This window comes from Nocardioides sp. GCM10030259 (assembly GCF_042666375.1).
Classification (GTDB): domain Bacteria; phylum Actinomycetota; class Actinomycetes; order Propionibacteriales; family Nocardioidaceae; genus Nocardioides.
In genome coordinates this window covers 418,918-430,792 of record NZ_JBHTDF010000005.1, presented here as the reverse complement: position 1 = coordinate 430,792, position 11,875 = coordinate 418,918, and the positions used below count along the sequence as shown (strand labels likewise).

Genomic DNA, 11,875 nt, shown 5'->3' with positions numbered 1-11,875 from the left:
GGGCCTCCGCGAGCGCTTCGTCGACCTGATGAGCGTGGCCGCCGCGGGAATAGGTCCGGGACTGTCCGGATTTCACTGGACATGAGCAACGCTGACTTCTGGTTCGATCCCGCCTGCCCGTTCGCGTGGATCACGTCCCGCTGGATCCTCGAGGTCGAGAAGGTCCGCGACATCTCGGTGACCTGGCACATCATGAGCCTCGCCTACCTCAACGAGGACAAGGACATCCCGGACTCGTACCGCGAGTTCCTCGCGACCGCCTGGCAGCCCGTGCGGGTGCTGATGGCCGCCGAGGAGAAGTACGGCAAGGAGGTCCTGCTGCCGCTCTACACCGCGATGGGCACGCGCATCCACATCGAGAAGCAGGAGAAGGACCGCGCGATGATCGAGGCGGCCCTCGAGGAGGCTGGCCTCGACCTCTCGCTCGCCGACGCGATGGACGACTCGTCGTACGACGAGGCGATCGCGAACTCCCACAAGCGCGGCATGGACCAGGTCGGCAACGAGGTCGGCACCCCCACCATCGCCTTCGAGGGGCGGGCGTTCTTCGGCCCGGTCATCAGCAAGGCGCCCCGCGGCGAGGACGCCGGCCGGATGTGGGACTCCTTCGTCACGCTGTCGAAGTTCGAGCACTTCTACGAGCTCAAGCGCAGCCGCACCGAGGACCTCGACTTCAGCTAGAGGCTGCTCCGCTGGCCGCCGCCGTCGAGGCGGCCACCGCGGCGATAGCTGCGGTCGAGGCGTTGATCGCGTCGCGGACCGCCTTCGCTGCCCACTCGCCCTCGGCGATCGCCTTGGCGCGCTTGCGCACCTCGCGGGCCGGGAGCCGGTCGCGGTCGACCACCTTGTGCGCCTTGTCGATGGCGTGCAGGACGGCGACCAGCGCCCCGGTGCGCTCGTCGGGCGTCAGTCCCTGCACGAGGACGGCGCTGAGCGCGCGGCGGACCTGCTCCTCGTGGGTGGTGTCCGCCGCGGGCCAGCGGGTCCGCGGGAACAGCCCGAGCACCCGGCCGTCGCTGCGCTCCAGCAGCCCGCGGTCGACGAGGCGCTCGGCGAGCCGGTCCTTGAGGCCCTTGCCCAGCCGGTCCACGAGGTCCTGGGCCGTGCGCGGCCGCTCCGCCACCACGTCGTACGCCGCCGCCAGCACGTCGTCGTCGGGCCGCGCTCCCGGCAGCGCCAGCACCTTCGCCGTACGCCAGACGCTGGTCTTCTCCTCGACCTCCACGGCGTTGGTCAGCGCGAGCTCCACGAGCACCGCACCGCCGAGGGCGGCCTGGGGGTACGCCGTGGTCAGCGTGCCCTTCTCGTCGTCGAGCACCAGCAGCAAGAGGTCTTCCGCGATCAGTGTCGCCATGTTCCGACGTTACGATGGATACATGGCGGACGCCGACTGGGGCGACGAGGTCCGGGTGCTCGCGAGAGCGATCGACCAGGCCGGAGACGTCCTCGACCACGTGCACCCCGACCGGCTCGGGCGGCCCACGCCCTGCGCCGACTGGGACGTCGCCGCGCTCGCCGACCACCTGATCGCGTCGCCGGGCACGTTCCTGACGATGATGCAGGGCGGTGAGCCGGACTGGGCGGCGCCACCCAAGCACGTCGCTGAGGGATGGGGACCGGCCTTCCGGGTCTCCGGGGACAACCTGATCCACGCCTGGCACGAGGCTCCCGCCGACGGACCGGTGAGCGCGGACTGGCAGACCGCGGAGATCGCCGTCCACACCTGGGACCTCGCGACCGCGCTCGGCGTCCCCGTCGACGCGCTCGACCCGGAGGTCGCCGCGCGGGGTCTGGCGTTCATGCGGGCCAACCTGACCGCCGACAACCGCGGTCCGGCGTTCGGTCCGGAGCAGTCCGTGCCCGCCGACGCAGGTCCGTACCAGCGGCTCGCGGCGTACGCCGGACGGTCCGCGCGCTGACCACGGACGCGGCGGACGTCGGCTGGCGCCCGATCCCTAGGATTGGGCCATGAGTCGAGTCCTGTCCTGCACCGCGTGGCCGTACGTCAACGGTCCGCGCCACATCGGCCACGTGGCCGGGGTCTACGTGCCCGCCGACGCCTTCAGCCGGTACATGCGCATGGCGGGTCACGACGTGCTCATGGTCTCCGGCTCCGACGAGCACGGCACCCCGATCCTGATCGCCGCCGACGAGGCCGGCCTCGCGCCGCAGGAGCTCGCCGACCAGAACCACCGGATCATCGCCGAGGACCTCTGCAGCCTGGGCCTCACCTACGACCTCTACACGCGCACCACCTCGGGCAACCACCACAAGGTGGTGCAGGAGCTGTTCCTGGGCGTCTACGAGAACGGCTACTTCGTCGAGCAGACGACGTACGGCGCGATCTCGCCGTCCACGGGCCGCACGCTGCCCGACCGCTACATCGAGGGCACCTGCCCGATCTGCGGGTACGACAGCGCCCGCGGCGACCAGTGCGACAACTGCGGCAACCAGCTCGACCCGCACGACCTGATCGACCCGCGGTCGAAGATCAACGGCGAGACTCCCGAGTTCATCGAGACCCAGCACTTCTTCCTCGACCTGCCGGCGCTCGCCGACGCGATGAAGGAGTGGCTCGACGAGCGCGAGGCGTCCGGCACCTGGCGGCCCAACGTCATCCGGTTCAGCCAGAACATCCTCAAGGAGATCCGGCCGCGGGCCATGACCCGCGACATCGACTGGGGCATCGCGGTGCCGCTCGACGGGTGGCGCGAGAACCCGAGCAAGAAGCTCTACGTCTGGTTCGACGCGGTCATCGGCTACCTGTCGGCGTCGATCGAGTGGGCGCGCCGGCTGGGCGACGACCAGCGCTGGCGCGAGTGGTGGAACGACCCCGAGGCGCTGTCCTACTACTTCATGGGCAAGGACAACATCACCTTCCACAGCCAGATCTGGCCGGCCGAGCTGCTGGCCTACTCGGGCAAGGGGGCCAAGGGCGGCACGCCGCGCGACTACGGCGTGCTCAACCTGCCCACCGAGGTGGTGTCGTCGGAGTTCCTCACGATGGAGGGCAAGAAGTTCTCCAGCTCGCGGCGCGTGGTGATCTACGTGCGCGACCTGCTCAGCCGCTACCAGGCCGACGCGTTCCGCTACTTCGTGGCGGCCGCAGGCCCGGAGAACCAGGACTCCGACTTCACCTGGTCGGAGTTCGTGCGCCGCACCAACGACGAGCTCGTCGCCGGCTGGGGCAACCTGGTCAACCGCACGGCCACGCTGATCGCCAAGAACTTCGGGGAGATCCCGAAGGCCGGTGAGCTGACCGCCGAGGACCAGGCCGTGCTCGACTCGACCGAGGCGGCCTTCGGCGTCGTCGGCGACCTGATCGGCCGGCACCGGCAGAAGCAGGCGATCGGCGAGGCGATGCGCGCGGTGGCCGAGGTGAACAAGTACGTCTCCGACACCGCGCCCTGGAAGATCAAGGAGGACCCCGAGCGGCTGGGCACGATCCTGCACGTCGTGGCGCAGTGCGTGGCCGACCTCAACCTGGTCCTCAGCCCGTTCCTGCCGTTCGCGGCCAACGAGGTCGACCGGGCCCTGGGCGGTGCCGGCGAAGTCGCCCCGATGCCGCACATCGAGGAGGTCGACGACCTCGACGGCGGCGCGCCGTACCCGATCATCACGGGCGAGTACTCCGGCTTCCCGGCCTGGGAGCGCAAGGCGATCGTGCCCGGCACCCCGGTCGAGAAGCCCACGCCGATCTTCCGCAAGCTCGACCCGTCCGTGGTCGACGAGGAACTGGCCCGCCTTGGTGGGTGATGCCCCGCGGGTGGCCCTGCTCGGCGAGGACCGGGGCCACCGCAGCCACCAGGAGCTCAACGCGCTGCGGCCGATGCTCGACGTCGAGACCACCTGGGTGCGGTCCGACTCGGGCTTCGACATCGGGCAGTACGACGGCGTCTGGCTGGTGCCCGGCTCGCCGTACGCCGACGACGCCGCGGTCCTGCGCGCCTTGACCGTCGTCCGCGAGTCCGGCATCCCCTTCCTCGGCTCCTGCGGGGGCATGCAGTACGCCGTGGTCGAGTTCGCCCGCACCGTGCTGGGCGAGTCGGCGACGCACGCCGAGTCCGACGGCGAGGCCGACGACAACGTGGTGTCCGCGCTGGCCTGCAGCCTGTACGGCGAGGAGCGGGTGGTCACGCCGGTGCCCGGAACGCGCTTCGCGGGCTGGGTCGACGCGCCGTTCACGGGGATGCACTTCTGCAACTACGCCCCGACAGCGGAGGTCGTCGCGCGCCTCGAGCGTGCCGGCGTCGTGGTGGGCGCGACCGCGGACGACGCCGGCGCCGAGGTGCTGGAGTTCCCCGACCACCCCTTCTACGTCACCAGCATGTTCCAGCCGCACGTCGGCGCGCTCGCCGGTGCACCCGTCCACCCGCTCGTGCGGGCGTTTGCGACGGCGGTGATCGGCACTACGGTCGAGCCATGAGCCTCGCCTTCCTGGTGACCGCGCTGGTGATCGTCGCGACTCCGGGCACGGGCGCGCTCTACACGATCGCGGCCGGGCTGGCCCGCGGGACCCGGGCGAGCGTGCTCGCGGCGTTCGCTTGCACCCTCGGGATCGTGCCGCACCTGCTCGCCGCCATCACGGGGCTGGCGGCGGTCCTGCACGCGAGCGGCGTCGCGTTCCAGGCGATCAAGTACCTCGGGGTCGCCTACCTGCTCTGGATGGCGTGGTCGACGTGGCGCGACACGGGCGCGCTGAGCGTCGACACCGGCAGCAGCGTGGCCTCGCGCCGACAGGTCCTGGTCTCCGGCATCACGCTCAACCTCCTCAACCCCAAGCTCACGATCTTCTTCTTCGCGTTCCTGCCGCAGTTCGTCCCCGCCGGGACCCCGCACCAGGTGCTCCGCATGCTGCTGCTCAGCGCGGTGTTCATGGCGATGACGTTCGTCGTGTTCGCGGCGTACGGCGCCGGCGCGGCCGCCCTGCGCGACCGGGTGCTCAGCCGACCGCGGCTCGTGCGGCGGATCCGGCAGGCGTTCGCGGCCTCTTTCGTCGCCCTGAGCGGGCGGCTGGCCGTCGAGTCGCGGTAGCTCAGGCGTCCCTGACGCGGCCGCGCAGCGACTTCGTCTCGCCCCGCTGCTTCTTGGCCTCGAGCCGGCGCTCCTTCGAGCCCCGGGTCGGCTTCGTGGGGCGGCGCTTCGGCGGAGGTGGGGCGAGGGCGGCGCGGACCTGCTCGGCGAGCCGCTCGCGGGCGGCGACCCGGTTGCGGTGCTGCGAGCGGTGCTCGGTGGCGACCACCCGGACGACGGGCGCGGGCAGCCGAGCCAGCAGCCGCGTCCGCTGGGCGTCGGTGAGCACGGTGGACGCGGCGACGTCCCACTCCAGCTCGACGCGGCTGTCGGTGGTGTTCACCGACTGGCCGCCCGGGCCGGGGGAGCGGCTGAACCGCTCGACCAGCTCGCCGGCGGGGACCAGCAGCCCGTCGGGCACTCCCGGCCCCGGCGCGACCCGGACGTCCATCAGCCCGCGGTCACGCGCGCCTGGACCTGCGTCGGCAGCCGGGCGACCATCAGCGCCGCCACTCGATCTTCGGGCAGGTGTCCATGACCATCGGCACGCCTGCCTCGATCGTGCGCTCGAAGGCGTCCTCGTCGATGACGCCGAGCTGGAACCACACCGCGCGGGCCCCGATCTTCACGGCCAGGTCAGCGAACTCGCCCGCCGCCGACGAGCGCCGGAAGACGTCGACGACGTCGACCGGGAAGGGCACGTCCTCGAGCGTCGCGTAGCCCTGCTCGCCGAGCACCGTCGGCGCGGACGGATGGATCGGGACGATGCGGATGCCGCGGTCCTGGAGGAAGGACGCGATCTCGTACGCCGTGCGCGACGGATCGCCCGAGAGGCCCACGATCGCCCACGTCGGGCAGTCGTCGAGCATGAACCTGACCCGCTCGGGGTCCTGCCACAACGTCATGCTCTCGAGACTAGCCGCGCTCCCACCGTTATCGGACGCTCGGTGATGGAAATGCCCGGGTCGTGTGCGGCCCCATCCGGTGTCGGGTTAATGTGACGCCGATCTCTGCTGCCGCCCGGCAGCGAACCCCGTTTTCCTTGCTTGAGGGAGCACTGTTCATGAACCTTCGTCGTTTCGCCGCCCGCTCAGCCGTGGCGGGCATCACCACGACCCTGGCCGCTGGCGCCCTCGTCGCCGGCAGCGCGGGCACCGCGAACGCCGCGACCGTCGCCAACACCTACACGTGCACCGTCGCCGCGCTGTCGTCGACGTTCGACACCACGCTGACCGTGACCGGTGACGTCGTCCCGACGGCGCCGGCCGGCTGGACCGTCCCGGCCGGCACGCTGAAGCTGACCGCGACCGCGACCGTCACCGACCCCGCCATCCAGGCGGCGCTGAAGAACTTCGGCGTCAGCTCGGCCCGCTCCGACGACTTCACCATTGCGCTCGGCAAGACCGCCGCCCCGATCCCGCTCTCCGGCGCGGTGACCAGCGACGGCACCACGACCACCTGGTCGGCCTCCGGCGCCAACAAGAAGTTCGTCACCCCCGGCGCCGGCAACGTGAACGCCCTGCTCCCGGCGAAGTTCACGTTCACCGCCGAGACCGCCGCCATCCCGGACGGCGTCGCGATCCCGTGCGAGCTGAAGGCCGGTCAGAGCGCGCAGTCGCTGGGCGCCGTCGCGCTGACGCAGCAGACCACCAAGACCACCGTCAAGAAGACCACGGCCAAGGTCGGCAAGGTCGCGACGCTCGTCGTCAAGGTCAAGGGCAACGCCGGTCCGGCCACGAGCGGCAAGGTCGTCGTCAAGGAGGGCAAGAAGACCCTCGGCAAGGCCAAGGTCAAGAACGGCACCGCCAAGGTCAAGCTCGGCAAGCTCGCCAAGGGCAAGCACAAGGTCGTCGCGAAGTTCCAGGGCGACAAGAGCTTCAAGGCCAGCAAGGGCAAGGGTGTCGTCACCGTCAAGTGACGCCGGCACCACCCTCGTCGAGCGCCCGGCCGGGTCTCCCGGCCGGGCGTTCGCATGCCCGGACCGAATGCGGGCCCGTGGTTACCCACGGGTAAAGTGCGCGCCATGAGCGCCGAGTTCCCGATGTTCGCCCTCTCCGAGGAGCACCAGGCCGTCCGCGAGGCGGTCCGTGACCTGTGCGACGCCAAGGTCGCGCCGTACGCCGCCGACGTCGACGAGAACGCGCGCTACCCGCACGAGGCCGCTGAGGCCCTGCTGGCGGCCGACTTCCACGCCCCGCACGTGCCGGAGCAGTACGGCGGCGCCGGTGCGGACGCCCTCGCGACCGTGATCGTGATCGAGGAGGTCGCCCGGGCGTGCGCGTCCTCGAGCCTCATCCCGGCGGTCAACAAGCTCGGCTCGCTGCCGGTGCAGCTCTCCGGCTCCGAGGAGCTGAAGGCGAAGTACCTGGGCAGGCTCGCCGCCGGCGAGGGCGGCTTCTCCTACTGCCTCTCCGAGCCCGACGCCGGCTCCGACGCCGCCAACATGAAGACCCGCGCCGTGCTGGATCGTGGCAGCGACGGCGACCACTACGTGCTCAACGGCGTGAAGCGCTGGATCACCAATGCGGGCGTCTCCGACTACTACACGGTCATGGCCGTCACCGACCCCGACCTGACCGGGAGGGAGCGCAGCCGGGGCATCTCGGCGTTCGTCGTCGAGAAGTCCGACGAGGGCGTCTCGTTCGGCGCTCCGGAGAAGAAGCTCGGCATCAAGGGAAGCCCGACCCGGGAGGTCTACCTCGACAACGTGCGGATTCCAGCGGACCGGATGATCGGCGCCGAGGGCACGGGCTTCGAGACCGCGATGCGTACCCTCGACCACACCCGCGTCACGATCGCCGCGCAGGCCGTCGGCATCGCCCAGGGCGCGCTCGACTACGCGCTCGGCTACGCCCAGGAGCGCAAGCAGTTCGGCAAGGCGATCAGCGACTTCCAGGGCCTGCAGTTCCTGCTCGCCGACATGGGCATGAAGGTCGAGGCGGCCCGCCAGATGACGTACGCCGCGGCCGGCAAGTCCGAGCGCGGCGACAAGGACCTCACGTTCTTCGGCGCCGCCGCGAAGTGCTTCGCCTCCGACGTCGCCATGGAGGTCACCACCAACGCCGTGCAGGTGCTCGGTGGCTACGGCTTCACCCGCGACTACCCGGTCGAGCGGATGATGCGCGACGCCAAGATCACGCAGATCTACGAGGGCACCAACCAGGTGCAGCGCATCGTGATGGCGCGGCAGCTCCTCGCCGGGGTGCAGTCCCACATCTGACCCGGTCAGGCGGGCGGGGCTCCCGGAACGTGGCGCGGGTCGGCGGGGTACATCGGCCGGACGTTCCCCGATCGCAACCAGGCCTGCGAAACGGTCCAGGGCAGCTCGCCACCGCCGAACGCGTAGATGACCAGGCCCTCCCAGCGGGTGGTGTTCTGCCGGGTCGGGACCTGCCGCCACTCCAGCAGCAGGCCGGGCCGCCAGTCGCTCTCGTCCCACCAGTGGCCGGTGATGTCGACCCAGACCGGGCGCGGTCGGGCCACGTCCGCACGGTCCCGGTTCGACGCCCCCACGACGCCAGCGTAGACCGCATTCGCACAACAGTTCGAACTGTCAGCGGGCTGCCGGCTCGAACAGCTCGACGAGGTTCCCGTCCGGGTCGGCGACGAGCACCTGCCGGCCGCCGGGGCCGCTGACGACCTCGCTCAGCAGCGGTACGCCGGCGGCGCGCATCCGCTCGACCTCCGCGTCGAGATCGGCGAACTCCAGGTGGATGCGGTTGCGGCCGGGCCCGGCGTGCGCCTCCGGGGTCGCCCGGGCGCCCGAGCTCTGCGGACCGGAGAGCAGCACCCGCAGGGGGCCGCGGACCACGTCGGCGAAGGGCGGAGCCGGATGGGAGCGGACCGTGAAGCCGAGATGGGCCGTGTAGAACTCGATGGCGGCATCGACGTCGTCGACGACGTACCGGACGCTCGCGAGCGTGCTCGTGTCGGAGGTGGTCATGGTGCTGCTCCTTCCGGGTGGTGGTGGTCGGCCAGGACGTGCAGCAGGTGGCTGACCCGGCCGTCGATGTCGTGGGTGATCCGCCGGATCACGGTGTCGTCGTCGGGCACGTGGTCGGCCGACGGGTCGTCGGTGCTCCAGTGCACGAGGACGGGGGAGCCGGGCAGCGGCGGGACGACCTCGCGGACCCGGTCGCAGAGCGTGATGGCGTAGTCGAAGCGACGGTCCACGACGCTGTCGAGATGTCGCGGCCCGCGGGCGCCGAGGCCGACGCCGTACTCGTCGCGGAGCACGCGCGCGGCACCCGGGTGGAACCGCGTGCCGGGCTGGCTCCCGGCGCTGACGACGTCGAGCGCGCCGCCGGACCGATGCCGGAGCAGCGCCGCCGCGATGGGCGAGCGCGCGGTGTTGCCCGTGCACGCGCACAGCACCCGGAGCCTGCGGGGTCGGCGCGGGAGCGCGCCCGGCTCGATCGGGCCGGGCCGCAGCGACGGGTGCAGCGCATCGCCCGCGGCCAGCCACAGGCGACGGCTCACGTCGAGGTCGAGCCGGTAGTAGCTGTCCCGGCCGTCGTAGGTGCTCCGTCGGGTGGTGACCAGGCCGCCGTCCCGGAGCAGGCGCAGGTGGTAGGACACCAGGTTCTGGGAGAGGTCGAGGCGCGCGACCAGCTCGCGCACCCGGAGGTCGCCCAGGGCGAGCTCGGCCAGGAGCTGCCAGCGCACCGGATGGCCGGCCAGTCGGAGGAACTGCGGTGGAGCCGTCGTCGACGACATCTCTCGATCATTACATCAAAATGGATTGATGTGTACCCTGCGGCGCTCCCGATAACGTCGGGTCATGGGCAAGACGATCGAGATCCAGGCGCCCGACGGCGTCGCCGAGGCGTACCTGACCGGCGAGGTCGGCAGGCCGGGCGTGCTCTTCTACATGGACGCCATCGGTCTGCGGCCGCGGATCGAGGAGATGGCCGACCGCATCGCGTCGTGGGGGTACGTCGTGCTCGCCCCAAACGTCTTCTACCGCGACGGCCGGGTCGCCGACCTGGCGCCGAGGGCCGACCTGCGCGACCACGGTGAGCGGGAGGCGTTCTTCGCCGGCGGCGTGATGGACCGCGTGCACGGGCTGACGCCCGACCACGCCGAGCCCGACGCGGCCGCGTGGGTCGCCGAGCTCGAGCAGCACGCAGGCGACGGGCCGATCGGCGTGACCGGCTACTGCATGGGCGCGCGGCTCGCCGTACGCACGGCCGGGTGGCACCCCGGCACCGTGGCCGCGTGCGGGGGCTTCCACGGGGGCGGGCTCGCGACCGACGCCGACGACAGTCCGCACCGGGCGATCGCGGTGTCGACCGCGGAGTTCGCGTTCGGCCACGCCGACCACGACCGGTCGATGCCGCTCGACGCGGTGGCGGCGCTCGAGGACGCCCTCATGGCGGCGGACCGCCCGCACCTCAACGAGGTCTACGCGGGCGCGGCGCACGGCTACACGATGGCCGACACGTCGGTGTACGACGAGACCGCCACCGAGCGGCACTTCACCGTGCTCCGCCGGCTCCTGGCGCGGACCCTCTGACCCACCGCAGCACCTCGTCGGCGAGGGGCAGCGGCGTGCCGTCGAGCTCCGCCAGGAGCTCGTAGCCGTGCCCGGTCTCGGGGCTCTCGAGTCGGCTGCCTGCGGGCAGGTCGGCGACGATCGTGGCGGCGCCGTCGACCTCCTCGGGTCCCTCGGAGGTGGCCATGGCGACCAGCGCCGGGACCTCGACCGCCCGGCCCCGGCGGACCAGCTCCATCCCGGGCCACGCGACCGGGCCGGAGAGGTCGACCACGGCGTCGATGCCGGGCGTGGTGGCCGCGGCCATGAGCGCGACGCTGCCGCCCATCGACGCGCCGACCACGACGACGCGGCGGGCGCCCAGGTGTCGACGGGCGTGGGCGACGGCCAGTGCGACGGGACGGACCTGGTCGGCGTCCTCGAACGTGCCGGCCGCCACGTCGCGACACGCGGCCTCGCCGTACCGGCACAGGTCGATCGCCAGCGCGGCCATGCCCTCCTGCTCGATCGCGCGTGCGAAGGGAAGCCATCCGCACAGCCCGTTGCCGTCCGTCTGGTGCAGGAGCACGGCGACCACCGGTCCGCGGCCGATGCTCACCGACGGGATCGCGCCCACGTCGCCGCGGAGGACCCGGTGGCGGAACCGCGCCTGCGCCAGGTCGGGAGGCTGGAGGCCGCACCGCTCCAGTGGCCCCTCCAGCACCGCCCAGGGCTCCTCCGCCGAAGGGCTTGCGGACGGTGACGCGGGGCGATCGGCGGTCGGCGGGGAGTCCGAGCAGCCGGCGAGGACCAGTGCGAGGAGGATCGAGAGGAGCGGCAGGCCGCGCCGAAGGACCGTCATGGCACGGCACATTAGTACGAACTCGTACTTCTTGTCCCCGAGGTGCCAGACTGCGCGCATGGACATCGGCCGCGACCGCCAGGTCGGCGCACCGGACGGCAACATGGTGCTGGACCTCTTCGTGCTCCAGCAGCGCATCGGCGAGCTCATGGAGCTGGCGTTGGACGGGACGGGCGTGCGCCCGGCCGAGTACGCCGTCTACAGCCAGCTCGGGATCGCGGCCATGACGCCGCGGGAGCTAGGTGACCGGCTGGGGCTCACCGCCTCCACGCTGACCGGCCACCTGGCCGCGCTGGAGCGGCGCGCGCACGCCCGCAAGGTGCCGCACCCGGGCGACCGCAGGTCGTACCGCGTCGAGCTCACGGGCGCTGGGCGCCGCTCGCTCACGTCCTGTCGGACGCGCTTCCGGCGCCTGCTCGAGCTGCTCGAGGGGAACCTGTCGGTCGAGCCGGAGGAGGTCAGGGCGATCCTGGTCCGGCTCGAGGCGGCCGCGGCAGCGACGGCGACCGACCTGCGCGGCTAGCCTG

At 71.8% G+C, this 11,875-nt stretch carries 16 protein-coding genes; 9 read left to right on the top strand and 7 right to left on the bottom strand.

What is annotated here, in order from left to right:
- The first annotated feature begins 81 nt into the window (after positions 1-81).
- On the top strand, positions 82-681 hold the full coding sequence (locus ACFQQI_RS06605) for a DsbA family protein (RefSeq protein ID WP_378559727.1): 600 nt from the start codon (positions 82-84) through the stop codon (positions 679-681).
- On the opposite strand, the gene ACFQQI_RS06600 is transcribed toward ACFQQI_RS06605, so the two are convergent.
- Positions 674-1,354, bottom strand: coding sequence for a GPP34 family phosphoprotein (locus ACFQQI_RS06600; RefSeq protein WP_378559724.1), 681 nt, complete (start codon positions 1,352-1,354; stop codon positions 674-676). The genes ACFQQI_RS06605 and ACFQQI_RS06600 overlap by 8 nt on opposite strands.
- A 22-nt stretch (positions 1,355-1,376) precedes the next feature.
- Here ACFQQI_RS06600 and ACFQQI_RS06595 point away from each other — a divergent pair, with 22 nt between their 5' ends.
- From ACFQQI_RS06595 to ACFQQI_RS06580, 4 genes are read left to right on the top strand one after another with little or no spacing between them, the layout of a single operon-like run.
- Positions 1,377-1,919 carry a TIGR03086 family metal-binding protein gene (locus tag ACFQQI_RS06595; RefSeq protein ID WP_378559721.1) on the top strand — a complete coding sequence of 181 codons (543 nt, stop codon included), beginning with the start codon at positions 1,377-1,379 and terminating at the stop codon, positions 1,917-1,919.
- Positions 1,920-1,968: 49 nt separating this feature from the next.
- Positions 1,969-3,756, top strand: a complete 1,788-nt coding sequence (gene metG, locus ACFQQI_RS06590; RefSeq protein ID WP_378559718.1) for a methionine--tRNA ligase — start codon at positions 1,969-1,971, stop codon at positions 3,754-3,756.
- The gene (locus ACFQQI_RS06585) at positions 3,749-4,426 is read left to right on the top strand and encodes a CTP synthase (RefSeq protein ID WP_378559715.1); all 678 of its coding nucleotides are present in this window, start codon (positions 3,749-3,751) and stop codon (positions 4,424-4,426) included. Before metG ends, ACFQQI_RS06585 begins: the two co-directional genes overlap by 8 nt.
- A complete protein-coding gene (locus ACFQQI_RS06580; RefSeq protein ID WP_378559712.1) occupies positions 4,423-5,034 on the top strand; it encodes a LysE family translocator in 612 nt (203 codons plus the stop codon). Before ACFQQI_RS06585 ends, ACFQQI_RS06580 begins: the two co-directional genes overlap by 4 nt.
- 1 nt (position 5,035) lies before the next feature.
- Here the strand turns inward: ACFQQI_RS06580 and arfB are convergent, their stop codons facing one another.
- Positions 5,036-5,464 carry an alternative ribosome rescue aminoacyl-tRNA hydrolase ArfB gene (gene arfB, locus ACFQQI_RS06575; RefSeq protein WP_378559709.1) on the bottom strand — a complete coding sequence of 143 codons (429 nt, stop codon included), beginning with the start codon at positions 5,462-5,464 and terminating at the stop codon, positions 5,036-5,038.
- Between the two features lie 49 nt (positions 5,465-5,513).
- Complete coding sequence (locus ACFQQI_RS06570) at positions 5,514-5,918, bottom strand: CoA-binding protein (protein WP_378559706.1); 405 nt, start codon at positions 5,916-5,918, stop codon at positions 5,514-5,516.
- A gap of 158 nt (positions 5,919-6,076) precedes the next feature.
- Here ACFQQI_RS06570 and ACFQQI_RS06565 point away from each other — a divergent pair, with 158 nt between their 5' ends.
- Together ACFQQI_RS06565 and ACFQQI_RS06560 are read left to right on the top strand one after the other, a co-directional pair.
- The gene (locus tag ACFQQI_RS06565; protein ID WP_378559703.1) at positions 6,077-6,931 is read left to right on the top strand and encodes an Ig-like domain repeat protein; all 855 of its coding nucleotides are present in this window, start codon (positions 6,077-6,079) and stop codon (positions 6,929-6,931) included.
- Positions 6,932-7,036: 105 nt separating this feature from the next.
- Complete coding sequence (locus ACFQQI_RS06560; RefSeq protein WP_378559700.1) at positions 7,037-8,233, top strand: acyl-CoA dehydrogenase family protein; 1,197 nt, start codon at positions 7,037-7,039, stop codon at positions 8,231-8,233.
- Positions 8,234-8,238: 5 nt separating this feature from the next.
- Here ACFQQI_RS06560 and ACFQQI_RS06555 read toward each other — a convergent pair whose 3' ends face one another.
- From ACFQQI_RS06555 to ACFQQI_RS06545, 3 genes are all read right to left on the bottom strand, one after another.
- Positions 8,239-8,496 carry a hypothetical protein gene (locus tag ACFQQI_RS06555; protein ID WP_378559697.1) on the bottom strand — a complete coding sequence of 86 codons (258 nt, stop codon included), beginning with the start codon at positions 8,494-8,496 and terminating at the stop codon, positions 8,239-8,241.
- 70 nt (positions 8,497-8,566) lie between these two features.
- Complete coding sequence (locus tag ACFQQI_RS06550; RefSeq protein ID WP_378559694.1) at positions 8,567-8,956, bottom strand: VOC family protein; 390 nt, start codon at positions 8,954-8,956, stop codon at positions 8,567-8,569.
- On the bottom strand, positions 8,953-9,729 hold the full coding sequence (locus ACFQQI_RS06545; RefSeq protein ID WP_378559691.1) for a metalloregulator ArsR/SmtB family transcription factor: 777 nt from the start codon (positions 9,727-9,729) through the stop codon (positions 8,953-8,955). Before ACFQQI_RS06545 ends, ACFQQI_RS06550 begins: the two co-directional genes overlap by 4 nt.
- A 64-nt stretch (positions 9,730-9,793) precedes the next feature.
- On the opposite strand from ACFQQI_RS06545, the gene ACFQQI_RS06540 reads away from it, so the two are divergent.
- Positions 9,794-10,528, top strand: a complete 735-nt coding sequence (locus ACFQQI_RS06540; protein ID WP_378559688.1) for a dienelactone hydrolase family protein — start codon at positions 9,794-9,796, stop codon at positions 10,526-10,528.
- Here the strand turns inward: ACFQQI_RS06540 and ACFQQI_RS06535 are convergent.
- A complete protein-coding gene (locus ACFQQI_RS06535; protein WP_378559685.1) occupies positions 10,491-11,348 on the bottom strand; it encodes an alpha/beta fold hydrolase in 858 nt (285 codons plus the stop codon). The two genes, ACFQQI_RS06540 and ACFQQI_RS06535, sit on opposite strands and share 38 nt — an antisense overlap.
- Positions 11,349-11,406: 58 nt before the next feature.
- Between ACFQQI_RS06535 and ACFQQI_RS06530 the strand changes: the two genes are divergently transcribed.
- Positions 11,407-11,871, top strand: a complete 465-nt coding sequence (locus tag ACFQQI_RS06530) for a MarR family winged helix-turn-helix transcriptional regulator (protein WP_378559682.1) — start codon at positions 11,407-11,409, stop codon at positions 11,869-11,871.
- Positions 11,872-11,875 lie beyond the last annotated feature (4 nt).